General features: G+C 35.2%; 18 protein-coding genes. 13 read left to right on the forward strand and 5 right to left on the reverse strand.

Translation table 11 applies throughout. The annotated features are described in order from the left end of the window. The first annotated feature begins 2 nt into the window (after positions 1–2). Positions 3–1,448 (forward strand): hypothetical protein, encoded by a 1,446-nt coding sequence (locus tag MG290_RS00555; RefSeq protein WP_264561995.1) that lies wholly within the window; start codon positions 3–5, stop codon positions 1,446–1,448. After that, positions 1,449–2,402, forward strand: coding sequence for a transketolase family protein (locus tag MG290_RS00560; protein ID WP_264561996.1), 954 nt, complete (start codon positions 1,449–1,451; stop codon positions 2,400–2,402). Positions 2,403–2,458: 56 nt separating this feature from the next. Here MG290_RS00560 and MG290_RS00565 read toward each other — a convergent pair whose 3' ends face one another. Together MG290_RS00565 and MG290_RS00570 are read right to left on the reverse strand one after the other, a co-directional pair. Further along, positions 2,459–4,249: a cytochrome-c peroxidase gene (locus tag MG290_RS00565; RefSeq protein ID WP_264561997.1), complete on the reverse strand. Its 1,791-nt coding sequence runs from the start codon at positions 4,247–4,249 to the stop codon at positions 2,459–2,461. A gap of 51 nt (positions 4,250–4,300) precedes the next feature. Then, on the reverse strand, positions 4,301–5,806 hold the full coding sequence (locus MG290_RS00570; RefSeq protein WP_264561998.1) for a hypothetical protein: 1,506 nt from the start codon (positions 5,804–5,806) through the stop codon (positions 4,301–4,303). Between the two features lie 289 nt (positions 5,807–6,095). On the opposite strand from MG290_RS00570, the gene MG290_RS00575 reads away from it, so the two are divergent. The 6 genes from MG290_RS00575 to MG290_RS00600 all read left to right on the forward strand — a co-directional run bounded on the left by MG290_RS00575 (position 6,096) and on the right by MG290_RS00600 (position 19,365). Further along, positions 6,096–9,104: a tetratricopeptide repeat protein gene (locus tag MG290_RS00575; RefSeq protein ID WP_264561999.1), complete on the forward strand. Its 3,009-nt coding sequence runs from the start codon at positions 6,096–6,098 to the stop codon at positions 9,102–9,104. Between the two features lie 6 nt (positions 9,105–9,110). After that, on the forward strand, positions 9,111–10,859 hold the full coding sequence (locus MG290_RS00580) for a TonB-dependent receptor (protein WP_264562000.1): 1,749 nt from the start codon (positions 9,111–9,113) through the stop codon (positions 10,857–10,859). A gap of 215 nt (positions 10,860–11,074) precedes the next feature. After that, positions 11,075–11,521, forward strand: coding sequence for a hypothetical protein (locus MG290_RS00585; RefSeq protein WP_264562001.1), 447 nt, complete (start codon positions 11,075–11,077; stop codon positions 11,519–11,521). Positions 11,522–11,636: 115 nt separating this feature from the next. After that, positions 11,637–13,577, forward strand: coding sequence for a DNA topoisomerase (ATP-hydrolyzing) subunit B (gene gyrB, locus MG290_RS00590; protein WP_264562002.1), 1,941 nt, complete (start codon positions 11,637–11,639; stop codon positions 13,575–13,577). Positions 13,578–13,780: 203 nt separating this feature from the next. Then, on the forward strand, positions 13,781–16,765 hold the full coding sequence (gene secDF, locus MG290_RS00595) for a protein translocase subunit SecDF (protein ID WP_264562003.1): 2,985 nt from the start codon (positions 13,781–13,783) through the stop codon (positions 16,763–16,765). A gap of 194 nt (positions 16,766–16,959) precedes the next feature. Beyond that, positions 16,960–19,365 (forward strand): alpha-ketoacid dehydrogenase subunit alpha/beta, encoded by a 2,406-nt coding sequence (locus tag MG290_RS00600; protein ID WP_264562004.1) that lies wholly within the window; start codon positions 16,960–16,962, stop codon positions 19,363–19,365. Positions 19,366–19,425: 60 nt separating this feature from the next. Here the strand turns inward: MG290_RS00600 and MG290_RS00605 are convergent, their stop codons facing one another. After that, positions 19,426–19,728: a hypothetical protein gene (locus MG290_RS00605; RefSeq protein WP_264562005.1), complete on the reverse strand. Its 303-nt coding sequence runs from the start codon at positions 19,726–19,728 to the stop codon at positions 19,426–19,428. Positions 19,729–19,776: 48 nt separating this feature from the next. Then, positions 19,777–20,322, reverse strand: a complete 546-nt coding sequence (msrA, locus tag MG290_RS00610) for a peptide-methionine (S)-S-oxide reductase MsrA (protein ID WP_264562006.1) — start codon at positions 20,320–20,322, stop codon at positions 19,777–19,779. A 104-nt stretch (positions 20,323–20,426) separates the two neighbouring features. Between msrA and MG290_RS00615 the strand changes: the two genes are divergently transcribed. The 5 genes from MG290_RS00615 (at position 20,427) to MG290_RS00635 (ending at position 25,001) form a co-directional block, all read left to right on the forward strand. Further along, positions 20,427–21,089: an ABC transporter ATP-binding protein gene (locus MG290_RS00615; protein ID WP_264562007.1), complete on the forward strand. Its 663-nt coding sequence runs from the start codon at positions 20,427–20,429 to the stop codon at positions 21,087–21,089. Further along, on the forward strand, positions 21,089–21,523 hold the full coding sequence (locus MG290_RS00620) for a DUF2750 domain-containing protein (protein ID WP_264562008.1): 435 nt from the start codon (positions 21,089–21,091) through the stop codon (positions 21,521–21,523). The genes MG290_RS00615 and MG290_RS00620 overlap by 1 nt, the downstream gene beginning before the upstream one ends. 59 nt (positions 21,524–21,582) lie before the next feature. Continuing rightward, the gene (locus MG290_RS00625; protein ID WP_264562009.1) at positions 21,583–23,739 is read left to right on the forward strand and encodes a S9 family peptidase; all 2,157 of its coding nucleotides are present in this window, start codon (positions 21,583–21,585) and stop codon (positions 23,737–23,739) included. A 51-nt stretch (positions 23,740–23,790) separates the two neighbouring features. Beyond that, positions 23,791–24,279 carry a glutathione peroxidase gene (locus MG290_RS00630; RefSeq protein ID WP_264562010.1) on the forward strand — a complete coding sequence of 163 codons (489 nt, stop codon included), beginning with the start codon at positions 23,791–23,793 and terminating at the stop codon, positions 24,277–24,279. A 110-nt stretch (positions 24,280–24,389) separates the two neighbouring features. Then, the gene (locus MG290_RS00635) at positions 24,390–25,001 is read left to right on the forward strand and encodes a hypothetical protein (protein ID WP_264562011.1); all 612 of its coding nucleotides are present in this window, start codon (positions 24,390–24,392) and stop codon (positions 24,999–25,001) included. A 74-nt stretch (positions 25,002–25,075) separates the two neighbouring features. Here MG290_RS00635 and MG290_RS00640 read toward each other — a convergent pair whose 3' ends face one another. After that, entirely contained in the window at positions 25,076–25,870 is a 795-nt protein-coding gene (locus MG290_RS00640; RefSeq protein ID WP_264562012.1) for a DUF6929 family protein, read from the reverse strand. Between the last annotated feature and the right edge of the window lie 35 nt (positions 25,871–25,905).

The following is a 25,905-nucleotide window of genomic DNA, read 5'->3' on the forward strand; positions in this document are numbered from 1 at the left end:
TTATGAAAAAAATTGTTTGTTTAGCACTAAGTTTAGTTGGGTTTGCAGGTATAGCTCAAAGCAATCAACCGGTAGAATTTACCAAAAGATTATATTATAAAATAGAAGTTTCTAATAAAGATCAATACAGCCAAGAAGACTTCAATAATATCAATTATGATCATTATTTAAGCAAAAACAATTCGGAAAGCTTACTGTCTTTTTATTACAACAATTCTAATACAGCAATGTATGGCGGTAGCGAATCTAATTATTTCGTTAGTGAAAACTGGATGGTTCCTTTAACGGTTAGCGGCGTTTCAAAAACGGTAAACTATTCCCCGTATTCGGCTTTTAAAATTGTGAAAGACACCCAAGTTGTTTCAAAATTAAATCGCTCAGGCAGCATTAACGGAACAAGTTGTGATTATTACGCAATTTTAGAAGACATCAACAATAAAGAAAAGTATGATTTTTGTTTTTGTATCGATGCAACCAATAAAATCAATAATACAGAAGCCCTTTTTCCAAATGCAAATTTAAAAGGATTAATTTTATCGATAGAATATAATAATGAAGCTTCGTACAAATTGGTATTTCAATCTGCTGAAAATGTCAATTTGAAATTAGATATAGATGCGGATAAAGTTTCCAAAGATATTTCTGAATACCAAGAAAGTATTTTAAAAGAAGTGGCTGAAGAACCGGCTTACGCACCAACCGAAGCATATTATGGAGCTTATAAAGATCCGCTTTACACCTATAGTTTTGATGGCGATGACTTAACGAATTACGATTTATACAATTATATTTCGCCCCTTTATTCGGTAACAACAAATGTTTTGTACAATACAAAAGAGTATGGTTCGGAAGAAGCACCACTCACGAGGGATCAAGTAGTTGCATTCTATAAAAAAGAATCTAAATCTTTGGTTAAAAACTTAAAGGCATCTCAATTGATTACTTCTGATCAAGCAAAAGAATTAAAGAAATTTTTTAAAGATCAAAACGAAAAAATCAAACAATATGTGCCAAATACAGAAGTTGCCACAGATTATGCTGAAACAGATATGGTTGAAGAAGTCGTTACTGATGCTGCTTATGCAGAAGATTATGATTATTACACAAAATATCAATCTGATTACAACGATATCAACATTGACCAAATCTCATTGGCTTATGATATTGATACAGAAAATAATGAACAAGTTAAACAATACGCACCAAATTATTGCGATAATTTAAAAAACAGAATCCCTAATTTCCAGAATAATGAATTAAAAAAACACGTTCACAATTTAACAGGACATTTTTGTGATTTATACCTATATAATAATGGTGGAAGTGTGGATTATTTTGGAACGATCAACAGCATGCGAAAAAGCTTGTTAGAAATAGAAAAATTACGAAGCAGTTTATCGCAAAAAGATCAAAAATTACTTTTAGAATTCATAAAGATTTTAGATTAAATGAAAAAATACACCAACTTAGGAAGTAAAGATACACGCTCTGGTTTCGGAGCGGGATTAACAGAATTAGGACAAAAGAACGAAAACGTTGTGGCGTTGTGTGCCGATTTAATTGGCTCATTAAAAATGGACGATTTTAAGAAGAATCATCCGGAACGTTTCTTTCAGGTAGGAATTGCCGAAGCGAATATGATTGGTATGGCTGCCGGTATGACCATTGGCGGTAAAATTCCTTTTACAGGAACGTTTGCCAACTTTTCAACAGGCCGCGTTTATGATCAAATTCGCCAGTCGGTTGCCTATTCAGAGAAAAACGTAAAAATTTGTGCATCGCATGCCGGATTAACTTTGGGAGAAGACGGTGCAACGCATCAAATTTTAGAAGATATTGGCTTAATGAAAATGTTGCCTGGGATGACCGTGATTAACACTTGCGATTACAACCAAACCAAAGCTGCAACATTGGCAATTGCCGATCACCAAGGACCGGTTTATTTGCGTTTTGGTCGCCCGGTTGTGCCAAATTTCATTCCAGAAGATATGCCGTTTGAAATTGGTAAAGCTGTACTTTTATCAGAAGGAACCGATGTTACCATTGTAGCAACTGGTCATTTGGTTTGGGAAGCTTTGCAGGCTGCTGAAGAATTAGAAAAAGATGGAATTTCTGCTGAAGTAATAAATGTACACACCATAAAACCGTTAGATGAAGAAACGATTTTAAAATCGGTAGCAAAAACCGGTTGTATCGTAACTGCAGAAGAGCACAACTATTTAGGTGGTTTAGGCGAAAGTGTTGCAGGTGTTTTAGCTTTAAATAAACCAACTCCGCAAGAATTTGTTGCAGTGAACGATGTTTTTGGAGAATCGGGAACACCAGAAGCTTTAATGGAAAAATACGGTTTAAACGCAAAATCAATCGTAGAAAAAGCAAAAAAAGCAATCAGCAGAAAATAGTTTATTCAATTAACAACCTTGCCAAAGTATTAAATTTTGGCAAGGTTTTATTGTTTTTATTGATCGTTTAGGGCTTTCATAAACGCAATGAGTGCTTTTTGTTCGTGTTCCGATAAATCTAAAGCATCTGCCGGAAGCGTTTGGTTTTCTACAGATAAACCAAAACCCAAACCGCCCCCTTTGTTGTAAAAGTTTACTACCTCTTCTAAAGATTTAAAAACACCATTGTGCATATATGGAGCAGTTTTTTCAATATTGCGAACAGTCACCGTTTTAAATGCATTTTTTAATTGATATAAATCGGTATTGTATATATATCTTCCCAAATCGTTATCTAAAACAGTAATTTCTACATCAGCAGGAACCCCCAAAACTTCTTGTTCAGAAGAGGAGAACCGTGGCGGAACTGTTCCGTTAAAAATGGGTAAAAAATGACAGGTTGCACATTTTGCCTTAGCAACAAAAACATTAAATCCCTCTTTTTCTAAGGAAGTTAAAGCTGTTTTTTCACCACGCATATAATCATCAAATCTCGAAGAAAACGTACTAAGCGATCTAACATAGCTTGCCAATGCATTTTGAACATGCCAACCTTCAATTTTAGTGTCTTTATAAATCTCTTTAAATAAAGTTGCATAGTGCTCATCGGTTTGTACCATTTTTAAAATATCTGTCATATTGCCGTGCATCTCTTCTTGGTTTTCAATCACACTTGTAGTAAGTGATTCTATATCTGCTTGCCGCATATCCCAAAATTGTCCGTGATAAAAACCTGCGTAATTTAAAGAAGGTGTGTTGCGAAGCAACGGACTACCTGCCAAATCGGAAGCCACTTTAAATCCGTCGGTAAATGCCTTCTCGGGATCATGACAACTTGCGCAGCTGCGTGTATTGTTTTTGGATAAGTGCGTGTCGTAAAATAATTTCTTTCCTAATTCAATTTTTTTTGGATTCGATTTTAAGTTTTGATCTGCCGAAACAGCATTCAAATCAAAAGCATTCCGTGCAAAAAGCGAAGCAGCATCTGGCTTTAGCATACTCACACGTTTAACAAACGGAATTTGGGCATCAAGCTGCAATTGATGTAACTTTTGTGCAATTGGATCTAAATAATTGATAATATATCCCAAATAATCAAACGTATTTTTATTGGATGATTGGTTGATGGTTGTTTGTGCGGTTCTCAATAACTCCATCGAATTTTGGAATGATTCAAACCTTTGTAATTCATTTTTATAAATATTTAAAACATCTTCTATACCTTTTAAAGCAGCTTGCGATTCTGGAAAAAGCAAATTACTTACAGGGGTATCAAATCCAGTGATGCCTAAAGTAGTAATTTTAAATATACCCAATCGCAGGGCATCAAAAACCTGCTCTTTTGAAGGTTTTGTAGCTTCAAAATTTGTAATTCCGGCTCTGATTAAATTATCAATAATGCGAATTTGTTTTATAATTTCGGTTTGTTGCTCTTTTTGATAATGAGGATATAAATATTCTTCTAAAACTTGAAAACCTTCAGCATCTAAAAATTTATTTTCTTCTAAATCTAAATGATCCAAAGCCGGACCGTTTAACAATTTAGACGATTTTGGTAAAAAATATTCCGTTGCCCACTCGGTGTTTTTAAAAAGCAATCTGCATTTTAAAAAGTGCTGTTGCAATTCGCTTTCTGAAGCATTTGACTGTGCCAAACGTTCAAAATTTTGAAGAGCTTCCGATAGATTTTGTAGGTTTTTGATAATGTGCTGTTGCACGGTTTGCTCGTGATTAATTTGGTAATCGTTGTTTTTTTTACACTGGAATAACAACAGCGAAATACATAAAAAAAGAACTATTTTTTTCATTTTACAAGAAAAACAGAAAACACTGGCACTAAAGCCAGTGTTTGTTTGTTATTAACGTTCAACATTTTTAATTAAAACTACTTGTCCGCCTTCTTTATTGCTTTGTGTACCAGAGCCATCGGCATTCAAAAATTCAGGTTTTTGCCAAGTGTGTGGATGAATATTCACGGCAAATGTTCCAGGAATACCTACTAAATCAGACACATCGATCATCGCACCATATTCCCATGAACCAAATTTGTCTAATTTACCAGATTGGTCAAATAAGTTAAACCATTCTGCATTGCCACGGTTGTGTTTCATATTTAACCAAGGTTTATATGATTTTTTTGCCATACTATATTGCCAAATATACGAGTCGTGATTGGCACCAGCGTAAAAAGAATCGCCATCTTCTTGTATATACACATAGTTTTCGGTAACGCAAATATTATCAGGGTTTATTAAATCATTTCCAGGGTTTGAATCACCTTCTGCAATGATTTCTAATGTTCCTTTAAACATATTGTTCTTGTCTAAAACCAATTTATACACACGTCCCCACATGGTATATCCAGGCACTGGTTGTCCGCCACTTGCTTGTCCGGTAGCAGTAAAATAAATTTCATTTCCATTACCTTTCCCTTTGCGGTAATCCACATCTTCAACTCTTGAAAAACGCAATGCATTATTGGTGATGTTCGCAGCATTTATTTCAGCACCTGTTAAATTTTTAGCATTAGGAATTTCCACAAATTCCACAGCATACGATTGATTTTTTGTCATGCTCCCTTCGGTAATGGTATTGTCAATTCTTTTTAAAGCATACAGCTTACCGTTATCCAAATCACCACGTGTGTTGGAATGATACATGATTAATTGACCAGCACTTTGATGATTGGTTGAATAACTTTGGTCTTCACCGATTAAAATAAAAGTACCATTTCCCGATACATCTGAAGGCAAAGGAACAGCGTTTTCCATGCTCGCTCTTCCCAATGCGGGCTTCACACGGTCTGTTCTAGAACGGTCGTTAACAAAACCCAATGGATCAATGGCATGCACTAAGCTTTCTTCACCCGATTCACCCGCAGTTAAAAAAACCGGTCCAAATCCATGAACTGCTGGCTCTGCAAGGGTAGCCGAACACAACCTTGTCATTCCACCCACTGCATCAACAATGTATTCACCACGAACCGGCTTAAAGTTTTTGTCTAAAAACACACGCGATACCGATTGTAAAATTTCGTGGTTGGTAATCATCATAAAACCTTCACCGCTTGGGTTTTTCATAAATCCGGCTCCGTCTGGCTGTGCACCAAACACAAAATTAGGAGATTGTTCTAACTTGTCCGAAGATGAAATAAGCGTTAAAATTTCTAAATCTTCAAATCCGGGCATTCCATAAACCAATGCCGGTATATTGGAATGATTCACAAGGTTAATAGTTGTTTCTGGAACTTCGGTTTCAGGGTTGGTTTCTTCTTCTTGTGAAGGAATCGCTTCATCCTGGCATGAAGTAACGAATAAAGAAGCAAAAGCTAAAAAAGCTATTTTTCCTACATAAATTTTTTTCATTGTTTATTTGTATTTTGTTCGATACAAACATAGAACAAGGTGTGTAAGTAAATCTTTAGCAGAAAATTATGTTAAAGCAGATTCTTAGTTAAAAATTTGTAAAATTTGTAAAGTTTTTATTGCGTAATTTTAATTCGGCTTAACATTAGGTTGTGTTTGATTGTATCACCCACTTAAAACAAGTTACATGATCGAATAAAAAACGCTTATTTAAACAATTAATAATCACATAATCCGTTTCAATTATATATATATTTTAATATATTTGATTTTTAAAAAAATAGTTGAAATGCGAAAAGCGAATCATTTTCTATACCTATCCTTTTTGTTGGGCGGAATTTCTATGAATGCCCAACAATCTTACAACAACACGCAAGAAAACAAAGATTTCTACAACGCAGTAAGTTTATACAATGAACAACAATATGCCGTTGCTCAAATTTTGTTTGATCAAGTAAAAATAAAAAATACAAACGACGAAATACAAGCAGAAAGTGCCTATTACAGTGCCAATTGTGCCATTCGTTTAGGGCAGGCAGGAGCAGAACAAAAAATCAGTCAGTTTATATATGATTATCCCACCAGCAGTAAACAAGCACAAGCTTATGTTGATGTAAGCAATTTTTACTTCTCGCAAGGTGATTACGATCAATCTTTGCGTTATGCCGAAAAAATAAACGAAGCCATTTTAAGTCCGGCAGATAAGGATCGTATCAATTTTCAAAAAGGATATGCATATTTCAGCAAAAAGCAAAATGCCAAAGCAAAAACATATCTCGATCAAGTGAATTTGGAAGGAGCGTATGGCAATCAAGCAAAATATTATTTAGGATACATTTCGTATGCCAACAACGATTACGATCAAGCAAATGAATACTTTGCCAATGTGGAATCTGTTGAAAAGTATCAAGAACGTATGGGCTATTACAAAGCCGATATGCAGTTTAAAAGCGGAAACTTTCAAAAAGCTATTGAAGAAGGTTTGGCACAAATGCCAAAATCTACCGAAGCCGAAAAATCAGAACTTTCAAAAATCATCGGCGAAAGCTATTTCAACTTGAAACAATATGATAAAGCATTACCTTATTTATTGGCTTATGAAGGTAAAAACGGAAAGCTAAGCAATGTGGATTTTTATCAATTGGGCTATTCGTATTATCAACAAAAAGACTACGAAAAAGCCGTTTCTGAATTCAATAAAATCATCAGCGGAAAAGATGCTGTGGCTCAAAACGCCTATTATCATTTGGGTGAAAGTTATTTAAAATTAAATCAACGCACACAAGCTTTAAACGCATTTAAAAATGCTTCTGAAATGGATTTTTCTGCAAAAATTCAAGAAGATGCGTATGCAAATTATGCCAAATTAAGTTACGATATTGGAAATCCTTACAAAAGTGTTCCAGAAGTAATAACTGATTTTTTGGTGAAATATCCCGAAACGCCTTACAAACAAGAAATGAGTGACTTGTTGGTAGATTCCTATATATCAACCAAAAATTATCAGGCAGCTTTAGAAGTTTTAGAATCAAACCGCACGCCACTGAATAAAGCAGCTTATCAAAAGGTTACTTTTTATAGGGGAGTGGAACTGTTCAACGAAGGTAAATTCAGTCTGGCAAACAGTATGTTCAATAAATCAATTGCGGAGCGCCAAGACAATAAATATGTGGCAAGGGCTACTTATTGGCGAGGCGAAAGCGAATATGCATTGAACCGTTTTGGAGATGCCTACCAAACATTTACCACTTTTAAACAATTGCCACAAGCGCAAAACACGCCAGAATTTAAAAGCGCAGAATACAATTTGGGATATGCTGCCTACAAGTTGAAAAACTACAGCAATGCTAATACGCACTTTAAAAATTATTTGGCGGCGGTGAAAGACGATGCTAAAAAAACAGATGCCACTTTGCGTTTGGCAGATGGATACTTTGTAACCAAGCAATACGGAGCAGCCATGGAAATGTATAATTCCATTTTAAACAGCAATTCGCCTTATAAAGATTATGCGGCATATCAAAAAGCTATTTCGTATGGTTTTATCGATAAAACACCCACAAAAATTGAAGAATTACAAAAATTTATCGCTAATTATAAGTCGTCTAGTTTAATAGATGACGCCATTTATGAATTGGGAAGCACTTATGCCAACACCAATCAAACCAACAAATCTATTGAAACATTTAATCAATTAATTAGCAATTATCCGCAGTCCAATTTAATTTCAAAAACAATTCTGCGTCAAGGGTTAGTTTATGTGAATGCAAACCAAGAAGACAAGGCAATTGAACGATTTAAAAAAGTGGTGGCCGATTATCCGGGTTCGCAAGATGCCATGGAAGCAGTTCAAAATGCCCGAATTGTTTATTTAGATTCAGGAAGATCTAATGAATTTGCCGCTTGGGTTAAAAATCTGGATTTTGTGGATATTTCTACCGCCGAATTAGAAAACGATGTATTCACGTCGGCAGAAAATCAAATGGCACAAAATAATAACGAAGGTGCGTTGAAAAGCTTAAACGATTATGTGAGCAATTATTCCAACGGATTACATGCTACAAAAGCTTATTTTAACATGGCAGAAATTTATTTTGGAAATAATAAAGTAGCCGAAGCAAAAGCCAATTATGAGCAGGTGGTTAAACGAGGAAAATCGGAATATACAGAGCAATCTTTAATTCGACTTTCTAATATGTACCTCAATGAAAAAGACAAAACAAATGCTCAACGTGTCTTGAATTTGTTAGAAATCAATGCTAGTAATGACAATAATAAGCTTTTTGCACAAGCAAACCTTATGAAAATAGCTTATGAAGAAAACGATATGACCACCGCTGCAAAATATGCCAATATTTTGGCTGCCAACAACAAAGTAGACAAACGCATTAAAGCAGATGCTACAGCGATTAGCGCCCGAATGGCGTTTAAAAACAGCGATACTGCCAATGCGCGCAAATTATACGAGCAGTTAAACAGTATTGCATCGGGTGATTTAAAAGCCGAAGCTTTGTATTACGATGCTTATTTTAAAAATGCTGATAAAAAATACGATGCATCAAACAAAATCATAGAAAAATTGGTAAAAGAATATTCGGCAAATAAATATTACAATGCCAAAGGCTTGGTTTTGCTGGCTAAAAACTTCTATCAATTGAAAGACAGTTACCAGGCAACTTATATTTTGGAGAGTGTAATTTCTAATGCCACAGAATATGCAGATGTGGTTACCGAAGCCCAAACAGAGTTGAATCGCATTAAAACAGAAGAATCGAAACGAAATTCATCGGTTAAATAATTTTTTATGAAAAAGTACGCATTAAGCATCACTATAGCAGCGGCATTTTTTGCTCATCAGGCAAATGCACAAGAAGATAAAGATAAAAAGAATAAGGGAGTAGGAACCGAAGTTGTAAACGTAACATCGGAATATCAAGCTACTTTGAACGACGCTTTTAAAATTAACGATAACCCGTTAATTGAAGACGAAGACATCAACCAGAAAAAAGAAGTAAAATACACTATTTTTTCGGTTCCGGTTGCATCTACCTTTTCACCTGCAAAAGGCGAAGCTGCAAAGGTTGACAATGATTCGTTGGCAAAATTTTACAGTAATTACGCATTGTTTGGTTTTGGAAATTACAACACCATTCGGGGTGAATTGGGCATTGTAGAAACCATTGGAAGTAAAAATATGTATGTGGGCGGTTTGCTTAAACACATATCGTCGGGCGGTGGTATCGAAAATGTACAATTAGATGATTCGTTCAGCAAAAGTAATTTAGATTTCACGCTGGGTCAACGCAACGAAAACAATCAATGGAACACCCAATTTGGAGCAATGACATCGAAATATAATTGGTATGGAACACCTGCCGATTTTTTTGTATCGAATTTTAATTTTGATTTGGTTGATCCTTTGCAAAAATACAACGATGTGCATATTGGTGCTTCTTATGAAAGTTATATCGGTGCTTTCGAAAAAATAGATGCTCGATACAAATATTTTTGGGACGATTACAGCAGTAAAGAAAGCCGCTTTGTGATTGCACCAAAATTTAGTGTGGAACTGCCCAATAATACCGTATATATAAATTTAGAAGCAGATTATGTAAACACGCAATTTGCAAACAATGGTATTGATAATGTGGTAGATACATATAATCACTTAAACTTATCTGCGAACCCAAGTATCAAGTTTTTTGATGCCGATTATTCCTTGGAATTAGGTGCTGGTTTAACGTATATTTTAGGCAAAGAACAAGGAATTGAAAACAATTCACTAGTGATTTATCCAATGGTGAAAGCTAATTTTAATCTTGTTCCAAACATCGTGCAGGCATATTTAGGAGCAGTAGGAGGTGTGCAGCAAAATTCGTATGCCGACTTAGCAGATCAAAATCCGTTTTTGGCACCGACTTTCGTTTTAAGACCAACCAGAACCAATTATGATGTGTATGCAGGTATGAAAGGAAAATTGTATCATAATTTATCCTACAATGTCCGCGCAAATTACAAGAACGAAGACGATAAAGCCATGTTTACCATCAATCCATACAACATCAATCTACAAAATAAACAAGGCTATCAATACGGAAACTCTTTTGGTTTGATTTATGATAAAGTAACCACATTTACCTTATTTGGTGAGTTGAATTTTGATTTTTCAGGAAAAGCTCAAATTGGTTTGTCAGGTGAATACAATAGTTTCAATATAGACCAATATCAAGATGTGTTTCATATACCTCAAGGAAAAATTAATGTAAACGTATTGTATAACTTTACTGATCAATGGTTTGCAGATGCGAATTTAGGATATGTTGGGCAACGTTACGAGTTCAGCGGTGCTCCGATATCTACTATGACCGATGATATAAAACTGGGCGATTTCTATGATTTGAATGTTACTGTGGGGTATAGACCAACTGCTCAGTGGACTATTTTTGCCAAAGGATTAAATTTAGCAAACGAAAATTATTTGCGTTTTAACCAATACCAAGTGCAAGGTTTGCAAGTGTTGGGTGGAGCCATATATAAATTCGATTTTAAATAAAAGCAATAATTACAATGCTGCAAGGTTTTTAAAACCTTGTAGCTATTACTGCTTCAAAACTTTTATTAGCCTTGAAGACTTTTTTTAAGATAGAATAAACAAACGGTTTCAATAAGAACTTTCAGAATCGGCATCTATATTTATATCGTTTGGTTTACAAGTAATCACAATCAAGCAGAAGTTGACTACAAAAGCTCCAAAAGGGCTTTATTTTTATGGAAAGAAAAGAACTAAAACAATTGGTTTTAAATACGCTAAGCAATCAGCTAGCAATTATACAAAATCAAATAACCGATTTGGCAACCGATTCTTTAAACGATGCCAAGAGTTCAGCCGGTGATAAACACGAAACCGGCCTGGCAATGATGCACCTAGAACAAGAAAAATTGACTGCAAAATTACAGCAGTTGCAGGCAATGCATCAAATTGCTCGCACATTACCAATAGAAAAAAAGGTGCAAAAAGTGACCTTTGGCTCTGTTGTAAAAACCAATCAATCCATATTATATGTCAGTGTTCCATTACAAGCTGTTCTGTATCAAAATCAAAAAATATTTTGTGTTTCAGAAAAAGCACCATTAGTGCAACAATTATTACATAAAGAAATTGGTAGTGAAATAACATTCAACACCATTTTGTATCAAATATTAGATATATATTAGTTTTAACGATCTGTAGTGTTGATAACTTCAAAAACAATAAATGCTTTTAGAGGGCAAAAATTCGTTAAAATTTAGTACATTTGTAGTTTAGTATATTTTAGTACACCTTAAAATTATGAGTGAAGAAGTAAAGAAAAATTCGTATTCAGCCGACAGTATTCAGGCTTTAGAGGGAATGGAACACGTGCGCATGCGTCCGTCAATGTATATTGGTGATGTGGGTGTTCGCGGGTTGCACCATTTAGTTTACGAAGTTGTTGATAACTCTATAGATGAAGCATTGGCAGGTTATTGTGATTCCATCCAAGTTATCATCAATCAAGACAATTCAATTTCAGTTCAAGATAACGGTCGTGGAATCCCTGTGGATATGCACAAAAAAGAAGGCGTATCAGCATTAGAAGTGGTTATGACCAAAATTGGTGCTGGTGGAAAATTCGATAAAGATTCATATAAAGTTTCTGGTGGATTGCACGGGGTAGGTGTATCGTGTGTAAACGCCTTATCAGATCATTTGCATGCAGAAGTGCACCGCGATGGTAAAATTTGGGAACAAGAATACGAACGCGGAAAAGCAGTTTATCCGGCACGCCCAATTGGTGAAACCAATAAAACTGGTACAAAGGTTACTTTTAAACCAGATGCCACCATTTTTACACAAACCTTAGAGTATTCTTACGATACTTTAGCGGCACGTTTGCGCGAATTATCATTCTTAAACAAAGGAATAACCATTACGTTGACCGATTTACGCAATGTAAACGACAAAGGTGAAGCACACAGCGAAACATTCCATTCAAAAGAAGGTTTAAAAGAATATGTACGCTTTTTAGATGGAAACCGCACCCCAATCATTAGCCATGTAATTAATATGGAAAATGAAAAAGGCGAGATTCCTGTAGAAGTGGCTTTAATTTATAACGACAGTTATTCAGAAAATATTTATTCGTATGTAAACAATATCAATACACACGAAGGAGGAACACATTTGCAAGGTTTCCGTATGGGGTTAACCCGCACGTTGAAAAAATATGCAGATACATCCGGATTATTAGATAAATTAAAATTTGAAATTTCGGGCGATGATTTCCGCGAAGGTTTAACAGCCATTATTTCTGTTAAAGTGATGGAACCTCAGTTTGAAGGACAAACCAAAACCAAACTTGGAAACCGTGAAGTGGTTTCTCCGGTGTCACAAGCGGTTGCCGATATGCTAGAAGCATATTTGGAAGAAAACCCGCAAGATGCCAAAACCATCATTCAAAAAGTAATTTTAGCCGCACAAGCACGCCACGCAGCTAAAAAAGCACGCGAAATGGTGCAACGTAAAACGGTAATGAGCGGAGGCGGTTTGCCAGGGAAACTATCAGATTGTTCAGAGCAGAATCCAGAAAAATGTGAAATTTTCTTCGTAGAGGGAGATTCCGCAGGTGGAACTGCAAAACAAGGACGTGATCGAAATTTTCAAGCCATTATGCCTTTGCGAGGAAAAATTTTGAACGTTGAAAAAGCAATGGGGCACAAGGTTTTTGAAAATGAAGAAATTCGTAATATTTTCACGGCATTAGGTGTAACCATTGGAACCGAAGAAGACAGCAAGGCGTTAAACCTTTCAAAATTGCGTTACCATAAAGTAGTAATTATGTGTGATGCCGATGTGGATGGAAGCCACATTGCCACATTGATACTTACATTTTTCTTTAGGTATATGCGCGATTTAATTGAAAGGGGATATGTTTATATTGCTACACCACCACTTTATATGGTGAAAAAAGGAACAAAAAAACAATATGCATGGAACGATGAAGAACGCATTGCACTAATGGAACAAATGGGGCAAGGCGCTTCGGTACAACGCTATAAAGGTTTAGGAGAGATGAATGCAGAGCAATTATGGGAAACCACCATGAACCCTGAATTTAGAACACTTCGACAAATTACAGTGGACAATTTAGCCGAAGCAGACCGTGTTTTTTCTATGTTAATGGGCGATGAAGTGCCACCTCGAAGAGAGTTTATAGAGAAAAACGCTGTTTATGCAAACATTGATGCTTAAAACAATATAAAAACCGACGGATGTCGGTTTTTTTTATGCATCAAATTGTTAATAACCTCCTAAAAAGATATTCAAATTAACCTCTTTTTTTATTGTTAAATCTTTTGTGAAGTTATATATTTGTCCGTTTTATAAGATTTTTTCGTTTTAAAGCGATTAATCATTCAAAACAAAATCATTTAAAAACTATTAATTTTTAAAAAATGCAGAATAAAGGACTCGTTAAGTTTATTGCGATTGTTTTTGCGTTGGTAAGTATCTACCAATTGTCCTTTACGTTTGTAACGAATCATTATGAAAGTAATGCAAAAGAGTTTTCTAAAGGTGATTTAACCAAAGAAGCTCGTTACTTAGATTCAATTTCAAACGAAAAGGTTTATTTAGGAAAAACTTTTGCTCAAGTACGTTCAGAACAAATTCAAAAAGGTTTAGATTTAGAAGGAGGTATCAACGTGATGCTTCAAATTTCTGTTAAAGACATTTTAAAAGGATTGGCGAACGACTCAAAAAACGCCGTTTTCAATCAAGCGTTGTCTGAAGCAGAGAAAAACCGCGATGGAAATCAAACCTATTTAGAATCGTTTTATGAATCGTTTGAAACAGTTTCAGCAGGAAAAGTAAAATTGTCATCATCTGAAATTTTTGCAAACAGAAACTTGCAAGAAGTAAACCCTTCCATGAGCGATGCGCAGGTGAAAACCATCATCAACGCAAAAGTAAAAGAAGCAATAGAAAGTGCATACCGTGTTTTTGGTGAGCGTATTGATAAATTTGGTGTGGTTTCTCCAACTATTCAAATGGTGGGTGAATCTGGACGAATCTTGGTAGAATTACCCGGAGCAAAAGATATTGATCGTATTAAAAACCTGTTACAATCTACGGCACAATTAGAGTTCTGGGAAACTTATAAATCAGAACAATTGGGTGATTTTGTATTTGCAGCCAATGCCGTTCTAAAAGAGAAAAATACGGAAAAACCAGCTGCAGTTGTCGCAAACGATAGCACCGCAAAACCTAAAACCGATGTTGATAAATTAATAACGGGTGTTTCTAAAGATACAACAGCAAATACACAACAAAATTTAGGACCAATCCTTTCATTGATTCAAGCGCCAGGTTATCAAGGTTCTCCAATCATTGCGTTTTTTGCTACAAAAGATACTGCACAAATCAATACCTATTTAAAAGATCCACAAGTTCGTGGACTATTAAATGGCGAATTGCGATATGTGAAATTTGCATGGGGAAAACCTAAAAAAGAAGCTAATATTGTAGAATTATATGCTTTAAAAGGAAATGTGCAAAATGCAGCACCTTTATCAGGTTCGGTAGTTACAGAAGCTCGTGATGATTATGACCAAGTTACAGGAAAGCCAGTTGTATCAATGCAGATGAATGCAAATGGTGCAAAAATTTGGGAAGAATTAACAGGAAAAGCTTATTCACAACAATCAAATATTGCTATTGTTTTAGATAATGTAGTGTATTCAGCACCTGGAGTAACTACAGGCGCAATTTCAGGAGGTAACTCAAGTATTTCGGGTGATTTCACTGTTCAAGAAACAAAAGATTTAGCAAATATTCTAAAAGCAGGTAAATTACCAGCTTCTGTAGATATTGTTTCGTCTGAAATTGTTGGTCCTTCATTAGGGCAAGCAGCTATCGATGCAGGTATGACCTCTTCTGTAGTAGGTTTAATCATCATTGCTTTATGGATGGTTTTCTTCTATGGTAAATCGGGTTGGTTTGCAAACATTGCATTGGCAGTGAACTTATTATTTATATTTGGTATTTTGGCTAGTATCGGAGCTGTTTTAACTTTACCAGGAATTGCAGGTATTGTTTTAACAATTGGTACGGCAGTAGATGCAAACATACTTATTTACGAGCGCGCAAAAGAATCGCTTCGGGCAGGACAAACTTCTAAAGAAGCTATAAAGCATGCTTTTTCATGGAGTGGCGCTATGTCTGCAATTACCGATGCAAACGTTACAACTGCTTTAACCGGTTTGGTATTGTTGATTTTTGGTTCAGGGCCAATCAAAGGGTTTGCAACTACTTTATTAATTGGTATTGCAACATCAGTATTCACGGCAATTGTTATTACAAGACTTTTAGTAGATTGGGCAGAAGCAAAAGATTCAAAACTATCATTTAGTACAAAAATCACTAAAAATTGGTTTACAAATATCAATTTTGATTTCTTAGGAAAAAAGAAAATCGCTTATGTGTTCACCACAATTACTATGTTGTTATGTGTTGGAACCCTATTCATAAACGGATTAAATTATGGAATTGACTTCACAGGGGGTAGAACATTCCAAGTGCAGTTTGATAATGATGTGGATGCATCATCTGTTTCAAACAAATTATCAAAAGTTTTTGATAGCAATGTAGAAGCTAAAATTTTTGGAAAAGATTCAAAATTAAAAATTACTACCAAATATAAGGTTGATGAGGAAAGTGCACAAGTAGATCAAGAAGTAAACAAAATACTTTATGACAACTTAAAGCCATACTTTAAAACTGATTTAACCTACGAGCAATTCACACATCCGGCAGGCAGTGGTTTAGGAATTGTACAAGCATCAAAAGTAGGACCAACTGTGGCAAAAGATGTAAAAACCGATGCTTACTGGGCTGTAGGTGGTGCATTGCTAGTGGTGTTTGTGTACTTAGCAATTTCCTTCCGTAGATGGCAATACTCGTTAGGTGCGGTAGTAGCTGTGGCACACGATGTGTTGCTTGTATTAGGTGTTTACTCATTCTTTTATAAATTCGCACCGTTTAACATGGAAGTAGATCAATCACTAGTAGCAGCTTTGCTTACTGTAATTGGTTATTCATTGAACGATACTGTAATTGTATTCGACCGTGTTCGTGATTTTATTAGAGGTGATGTGGAAGGATCTTTTGAGGAAGTGGTAAACAAATCAATTAACACCACACTTTCAAGAACATTCAACACTTCTGCAACCGTGATTTTAATATTGTTAATCATGTTTATTTTTGGTGGGGAATCAATCCGTGGATTTGTGTTCGCAATGCTATTAGGTATTGGAGTAGGAACCTATTCATCACTATTTATTTCAACACCTATTTTGGTTGATACCATTAAAGGATCAGCAGAACGCGAACGTGCAGAAGCACTTAAAGCAAAACAAGAAGCTGAAAATTCAGAAGAATAAACGCTTTCATCATACAAATGATCCAAATAATAAAACCGCTTTAAACTTTTTGTTTAAGGCGGTTTTGGTTTTTACAAATACAACAATAAAACAAGTAATTCGCTTCGATAATTTTTTATAAAATTAGTTTTTTAGTGATTGATTGTTTAATTTCGTAAATTAAATAAATTTGTTTCAAACAGTTCCTATATATTATGACGCAAGCAGCTACAAAAGAAGCTTTAACTTTTGAAGATTTTAAAAAAGAAGTTTTAAACGATTACAAAACAGCACGCATATCGCGTGAATGTAGTTTGTTAGGCCGAAAAGAAGTTTTAACCGGAAAAGCAAAATTCGGAATTTTTGGCGATGGAAAAGAAGTGCCCCAACTTGCAATGGCAAAAGCATTTAAAAATGGCGATTTTCGTTCAGGTTATTACCGCGATCAAACTTTTATGATGGCAATTGGTGCTTTAAACATTCAGCAGTTTTTTGCAGGATTATATGGTCATGCAGATGTGGCGCATGATCCCATGTCTGGTGGTCGCCAAATGGGCGGACATTTTGCCACACACAGCTTAGATGAAAACGGGGAGTGGAAAAACCTTACCCAACAAAAAAATTCTAGTGCCGATATATCTCCCACAGCAGGGCAAATGCCTCGTTTGCTAGGTTTGGCACAAGCATCAAAAATATACCGTGAATTTCCTAATGCCGATAAAGAACAAAAATTTTCAGTAGAAGGAAATGAAGTAGCTTGGGGAACCATAGGAAATGCATCGACTTCTGAAGGTTTGTTTTTTGAAACAATCAATGCTGCCGGAGTTTTGCAAGTGCCAATGGTTATGAGTGTTTGGGACGATATGTATGGTATTTCTGTACATGCACGCCACCAAACAACCAAAGAAAGTATTTCTGAAATTTTAAAAGGATTTCAAAAAGAAGAAAATACAAATGGATATGAAGTATTAACCGTTTCCGGATGGGATTATCCAGCCTTGGTTGACACTTATGCAAAAGCAGCTCAGATAGCTCGCACCAACCACACACCGGTATTAATTCACGTAAAAGAATTAACCCAGCCTCAAGGACACTCTACTTCTGGTTCGCACGAACGTTATAAATCAGCAGACCGTTTGCAATGGGAAAGCGATTTTGACTGTATCGTTAAAATGCGCTCGTGGATGATCGATAATAATATCGCAACTAATGAAGAATTAGACACTTTAGATGCCGAATTAAAGAAAGAAGTTTTAGCAGGAAAAAAAGCAGCTTGGGAAGCATATCTAAACCCTATTAAAGAAGAAAGAACCAAGTTAGTTGAAGTTTTAAATTCAGTAGCAGTTTCTTCGGCAAACAAAGTGTTTATTGAAAAAATGATTGCCGATTTAAACAGTATCAAAGAACCTATTCGCAAAGAACTTTTAGCAACTGCACGCAAAATTTTGCGTATGGTTATTGGTGAAGCTGGGCAACACACATTATCCGCTTGGATCAAAAACTATACAGATGAAATTCAGCCAAAGTTTAGTTCGCATTTAATGTCGCATTCTGCTAAAAAAGCCGAAAATATCGAAGAAGTAACGCCTGTTTATGACGATCATTCTGAAATGGTTGATGCGCGTTTAATCATTAGAAATAATTTTGATAAAATATTTGAAAATAATCCCGAAACATTAATTTTTGGTGAAGATTCAGGTAATATAGGCGATGTAAATCAAGGGTTAGAAGGTTTGCAAGAAAAATACGGCGAAACTCGTGTTTCAGATGCAGGTATTCGCGAAGCCACTATTTTGGGACAAGGAATTGGAATGGCAATGCGTGGTTTGCGACCAATTGCAGAAATTCAGTATTTAGATTATCTGCTGTATGCTTTGCAAATCATGAGCGATGATTTAGCGACCGTTCAATACCGCACCGCTGGTAAACAAAAAGCGCCACTAATTGTGCGTACACGCGGTCATCGATTAGAAGGAATTTGGCATTCAGGTTCCCCAATGGGAATGATTATTAATGCAATTCGTGGTATGCATGTTTTAGTACCGAGAAATATGACCAAAGCGGCTGGTTTTTACAATACCTTATTGCAATCCGATGAGCCAGCATTGGTTATTGAATGTTTAAACGGTTACCGCTTAAAAGAAAAAATGCCTACCAATTTAGGTGCTTTTAGAACCCCTATTGGCGTGGTTGAAACCATTAAAGAAGGAAAAGATTTAACCATAGTTTCATACGGATCCACCTTGCGAATTGTGGAGCAAGCTGCAAAAGAATTATTAGAAATAGGTATTGATGTAGAAATCATTGATGCACAGTCATTACTGCCATTTGACAGAAACCACGATTGCGTAAAATCGCTTCAGAAAACAAATCGATTATTGGTGGTTGATGAAGATGTTCCGGGTGGAGCTTCGGCTTATATCTTACAGCAAATTGTTGATGAGCAAGAAGGCTACAAGTTTTTAGACAGTAAGCCGGAAACTTTGTCAGCAAAAGCGCATCGCCCTGCTTATGGAACCGATGGCGATTATTTTTCGAAGCCATCAGCGGAAGATGTATTTGAAAAAGTATATGCCATTATGAACGAGGCTAATCCTGAACAATATCCAAGTTTGTATTAAAAATTAAAGAGCCCTTTTTGTGGCTCTTTTTTTATATCAATAAACAAAATAAAACGTCAATTACTGTTTTTTAAACACATAGGTGTACAACCAAGTAAGTGTAAAGGTAGGTACGAAATCCAAACCGGGTAAAATCTCTTCTACGAAAGAGACCATACCGCCAACAGTACCTATGGTTCCTTTGTACAAGGTTTTTAGTAAAATAGCTGATATGGGCGCCCAAATGACATCTGTAAACTCGCCCAAAAAAGGAATCGTAAACGATAAAGTTCCAATAAAATCAAACAACAATCCCAAAAACAGCAAACGATATTTTTGTTTATCTGTTGTGATTGTATCAGGTTTAATTACAATTTCATTCATTTCAAATTTTTATTTAATTTACTGATATTAAACAAACAATATGCCAAATTATTTAGAAACATGTTCTTGAAAAAATTTCTCGAATTTTTTTACCTTTGGTGACACAACCATTGCACAATAACTCTTTTCGGGATTGTTGTTAAAATAATTTTGGTGGTAATTTTCAGCCAAATAAAACGTGTCGGCTTTGGAAACTTTTGTCACAACTTTCTTTTCGAATATATTTTCCTCATTTAAAATTTTTACGAACAACATTGCCTGTTCTTTTTGACTTTCATTGGTGTAAAAAATTTCACTTCGGTATTGAGTACCTATATCATTTCCTTGTCTGTTCAGCGTAGTAGGGTCGTGGGTAGCAAAAAAAACTTCTAATAATTCTTGATAAGATACCAATTCTTCATTAAAAACAATCTTAATAGCTTCGGCGTGATTGGTTTGGCCTGTGCAAACTTCTTCATAAGTTGGGTTTTCAGTTGTTCCACCAATATAACCAGGCAGCACTTCTTTAACTCCGTTAATTTTCTGAAAAATGGCCTCAGAACACCAAAAACATCCATTTGCAAAAATTGCTGTTTGTTCTCTTACTACTGTCATAATCAATAAAATTTACAATTTAATTTTAAAGTTACGATTAAAAAAACGGTTAATAATATTATTTAACTAAAAGTTTAATTAATTTCGTTGGTAAATACATGAATATGATTAAAGCTGAAAATATCAGTAAACAATTTAATGGTTTACAAGTTTTAAAAAATGTTTCAATCGAAATAAATAAAGGCGAGGTGGTGGCTATTGTTGGAGCTTCGGGTGCCGGAAAAACTACTTTGTTGCAAATTTTGGGCGTTTTAGATTTTCCTGAGAAAGACACAAATGCCCAACTTATGATTAACAACACCAATGTTTTAAAGTTAAAAGACCAACAATTGGCTGCATTTAGAAATAAAAACTTGGGTTTTATTTTTCAGTTTCATCAATTACTGCCTGAATTTACGGCAATAGAAAATGTGTGTATTCCTGCGTTTATTGCTGGTAAATCGAAAGAGGAAGCAGTGCACGAGGCTAAAAAATTGCTTGATTATTTAGGTTTAAGTCACAGAATAAATCATTTCCCCTCTGAATTGTCGGGTGGTGAGCAGCAACGAGTGGCTGTGGCACGTGCATTAATCAATCAACCAGCAGTGATTTTTGCAGATGAACCATCGGGTAATTTAGACACTACCTCTGCGGAAAATTTGCATGAACTTTTTTTTAAACTGCGCGATAATTTCGGACAAACATTTGTAATTGTTACTCACAATGAAGAATTGGCCAATTTAGCCGATCGAAAACTGGTTATGAGCGATGGTAAATTTGTAATTTAATGGAAGTGAAAATGATAGAAGATTTTTTAAACCACATTGTTCAAAATAATAAGGTTTTTATTATTGAGCATAAAAACGAAATAGCCATTTCACAATCGCTGTTATTCACAAATAATGCAAATGAACCTGTGAATGTGGTTTGTTTTTGGGATAATGAAGATTTGGCTAAAGCTTGTTGTGTTGATATTTGGCGAGATTATACGCCCCAAGAAATATGTCTTACCACTTTTATTGAAGATTACTTAGTAAATATTTATAATGAAAGTTTTATTGTGGGGATTAATTTTAATGACCAAATGGAAGGTATAGAAGCCGATCCGTTGGATATCATCTCGAATATCATACAATTGCTGAAAAAGCAAAAGATGGAATTAGATTTTGAGTATTTCAAAAACTTAGCCGACTTAGAACGCCAATTGCAAAAGTTACTTTAATAACACATTTTTTTGCCCAATTTTAATAGAAATACTACATTAGCACAAATACTTTTTTTATGAAGAAAATTTCCCTTTTTGCTTTTATGCTTGCAGGTTTTTTTGCCCAAGCACAAAATAATTTAACGATAGAAGACGCTACAATGCCGTTTCAAAGAGGTTTAGCAACCCAATCGATCTACGGTGCTCAATGGCGAACAAATAATGAAATAACCTTTATCGACGCTTCTTTTAAAGCTTTGACTGCAAAATCTACGAATGATAAAGTGGTTGAAAATTTTATTACAACGTCCGATTTAGAAACGGCAGTGGGCCGATCGATTAACGAAAAAGTGAGTTTGCGAACCATTCCTTTTGATTATCATTGGGAAAATGAAAACCAACTATCGTTTACGTATCAAGGCGAAAATGATAAATATTATGTGGTGTATAACATCCTTACCAAAAATGTTGATAAAACCATAAAAATTAATGCAGAAGCAACAGAAGAAATCATCTCTCCTAATAAAAACTATATCGCATATTTGAATAAAAATAATATTGAATTGGTTTTTGACAATGGTACCGTGGTTAAAGTTACAAACGATCCGGAGCATGTGGTGAACGGTAGCAGCAATACCCATAGAAACGAATTTGGAATTGACAGAGGGATGTGGATCAGTCCAGATGGAAAAAAAATTATGTTCTATAAAAAAGATGAACGTATGGTGAAAGATTATCCACTCATCGATTTTGGAGCCCGCATAGCCGAAGAAAATCCCATTAAATATCCAATGGCCGGAATGAAATCTGAAGAGGTTTCTTTGCACATTTATAACATCGATACAAAAACCACCAAAAAAATAAATATCGAGGGCGATAAAGAACAGTTCTTAACAATGCCTACTTGGTCACCAAACAGCGAAATGGTCTATGTGGGTGTTTTAAATCGCGGTCAAGATCATTTAAAATTACAAAGATACAACGCTGCTTCTGGTAATTTTGATAAATTATTGTTTGAAGAAAAGAGCAAAACGTATGTGGAACCCAACACACCACTGAAATTTTTAAACGATAAAGAATTTATCTATATTTCTGAAAAAGACGGTTACCGCCACATGTTTCGATATGATATCAACGGTAAGCAATTGAACAGCTATGTGTATAACGATGTGGTTTTTAAAGACTTTGTGAATGTGTCGCCTAAAGAAATTTACTATATGGGAACGGCAAATAAAGGAATGGATAAATTGCTTTATAAACTTGATTTAAAATCAGGAAAAACACAAGCTGTTACCAAAACATCTGCGACCTATACAGTAGAAATGAATCCTGAAAAAACTTGGTATTACTCACAATACACCAATTTAACAACTCCAAATCATGTGTCGTTGAAGCATATAAATGGAAAGGAAACCATAGAATTGTTAAACGCTAGCAATCCGTATGAAGGAAAAACCGTTTTGCCGAAAGTAGAAATGGTTACTATAAAAGCAGCAGACGGAAAAACCGATTTAAACGGAAGGTTGTTATATCCGGTAAATTTCAATGAAAACGAAAAATATCCTGTGATGGTATATGTTTACGGCGGACCTCATGCGCAATTGGTTACCAATCGTTTTGGTGGCGGTGCAGGCGGATTTGATTATTATATGGCACAACAAGGTTTTGTAGTGTTTACGTTGGATAACAGAGGAAGCGAAAACCGCGGACGTGATTTTGAGCATGTAATTCACCGACAATTGGGTCAGAATGAGATGGCAGATCAAATGGAAGGTGTGAAATTTTTGAAATCGAAAAAGTTTGTGGATGCTGACCGAATCGGGGTTTATGGCTGGTCGTTCGGTGGTTTTATGACCACAAGTTTAATGTTGAACTATCCCGATACTTTTAAAGTGGGAGTTGCCGGCGGTCCCGTAATCGATTGGAAATGGTACGAAGTAATGTATGGCGAACGCTATATGGATACACCAGAAGAAAACCCGGAAGGCTACGAAAAGACATCAACCTTGAACAAAGTGAAAAATTTAAAGGGCAGGCTGTTGATGATTCATGGAGCGCAAGATCCGGTGGTGGTGCAACAACACAGTATGGAGTTTATTGAAAAGTGTATCAAAGAAGGTAAACAAGTGGATTATTTCTTGTATCCAACCCATGAGCACAATGTTTCTGGAAGAGACCGTATTCATTTGAATGCAAAAATTGCCGATTATTTTATGACACATTTAAAAAAATAACCACAAAAGTGCATCAGCAATGATGCATTTTTTTTATTAATTAAAGCATCAATGAGTATCTATCAATACAAAGCAAAAACGCTTCAGGGCAAAGAAATCGATTTTAGTGATTTTCAAAACAAAACGTTGCTAATTGTTAATACAGCCAGCAAATGTGGTTTCACGCCTCAGTACGAAGGTTTAGAAAAGTTGTATCAAAAATATAAAGATCAAGGACTGGTGGTATTGGCTTTTCCGTGCAATCAGTTTAATAATCAAGAACCAGGCGATGCATCTTCTATAAAAAATAATTGTTTGATAAATTATGGTGTATCGTTTCCCGTTTTTGAAAAAGTTTTGGTAAACGGAAAAAATGCACATCCAATTTTTAAGTATCTCAAGAACGTTTTACCTGGATTCATAACCAATGCTGTAAAATGGAATTTTACTAAGTTTATAATCGATGCAAACGGAAAACCCATAAAACGCTTTGCACCCTTCACATCACCCGAAAAAATTAACACTTATTTAGTTAAAAATAATATTGTAAAAGAAAGCTAGAAATAAAATAATAACATATATTTGCTATACCTTTAAAAATAAGAACACTTACATTTTAGCCAAAAAATTATCTTTTCATATATACTTAAAATATAGATAATTAAATTATTATGTTAGTTTTATACCCTGGTGAAGTTTTTACGCAATTAGATTTGGGAGTAGAGAAGCGCTTGCGATATGCGGTTTCAAACTTTGGTAGATTAATAAGTTACAAAGAAACGTTTAAAGACGGCAATCTATTAAAACCTAATGTAACCAATAACCTCCGCATTTTTAGATACAAAGTGCGCAAAGAAGACAAAACCTATGCACATAAACATGTGATGCTTTCGCGCGCAGTTGCAGAGGCTTTTGTACACAAACCTTCAGATAAGCATTCGCATGTTATTCATTTAGATTTTGATAATGCAAACGATCATTATACCAATTTAAAATGGGTAACCGAAAAAGAGAAATATGCCCATCAGCGCATAAATCCCAATGTGAAAGAAGGACATGTGAAGCGTATTGAAACCAAGCGTTTAACGCAAAAAGGGATGAAGCTAGATACCACCCAAGTGATGCGTATTAAACGAATGATTCACGACCCACAACGCAAAACCCGCATGCGCATTATTGCGAAGCAATTTGGAATAAGCGAAATGCAATTATATCGCATTAAAACAGGGGAAAATTGGGCGAGTGTTCCCACTCCCACGTTTAAAACCGTTAAAGAAAAATAAGCAGTTGAAAGACTGCTTATTTTATTTTTCTTTTTAAAGAAACTTGTAGCTTGTAAACAATTGCTTCTTTATTTTTAGCATCGTCGGCATCTTCGCACAAAGCAAAAACGACTTTTTTTTTTGTTGTGTTCTAAAACAGTAATACCTTCAAATTTGTTGGTGTCACTAATTTTTTCTGTAAAAAGCAATTGCATTTTTTTTAAATCAATCGCGCCAAAAATACTTCCTTGTATCGCACCGTCTTCATAAGTCGATTTTTTGTCTTCTGCAGTGGCAGTGAAATAAAGCGTGTTATTAATAACGGTGCCGCCCGAAAAGCCTGTCTGCACATTGTTTACCTTTGGCAAATCAAATTCAAAATAGTAAATATTATACTCATCGGTTAAATTTTTTCCTTGTACCACAAAGATATAGTTGGCGTTTTTTGGACCATTTCCGCGATTCAAAAAAAGCCAATCTTCTTTGTAAGTAACCACCGCTTCTATATTAAAATCGGCTGTGGTCAATTCAGAGAAACTCTTCATTTCATCATACAGTCCGGTTAAATCTATCGGTGTGGAAAACTTAGAAAATTTGTTAAACATAAAACCCCTTGTTCTGTTTTCTTTTGAGCCCGAACCAAACGCATACCATGAATTATCAACAATTGTAAAAGCTTCTAAATCATATTTTTCAGATTTAAGCATTTGATGAACCGTAGTTTGTTCATCTAAACTGTAAGTTGCCAGCGAATCATTTTCTATAAAATAATGATACAAGGCATTACTGTTGTCAGAAACTAAAAGTAATTGGTTATTTTCATACCCGATTGCAGACGCAGCCACAATTCCAGAAATTTTTAACCAAGTGGAAAGCAAATATTTTTTCATTTCTACTAAATATTTCTCTAAATTAGATAAAAAGT

The organism is Flavobacterium sp. CBA20B-1 (assembly GCF_028473145.1).
In the GTDB taxonomy this organism is placed as follows: domain Bacteria; phylum Bacteroidota; class Bacteroidia; order Flavobacteriales; family Flavobacteriaceae; genus Flavobacterium.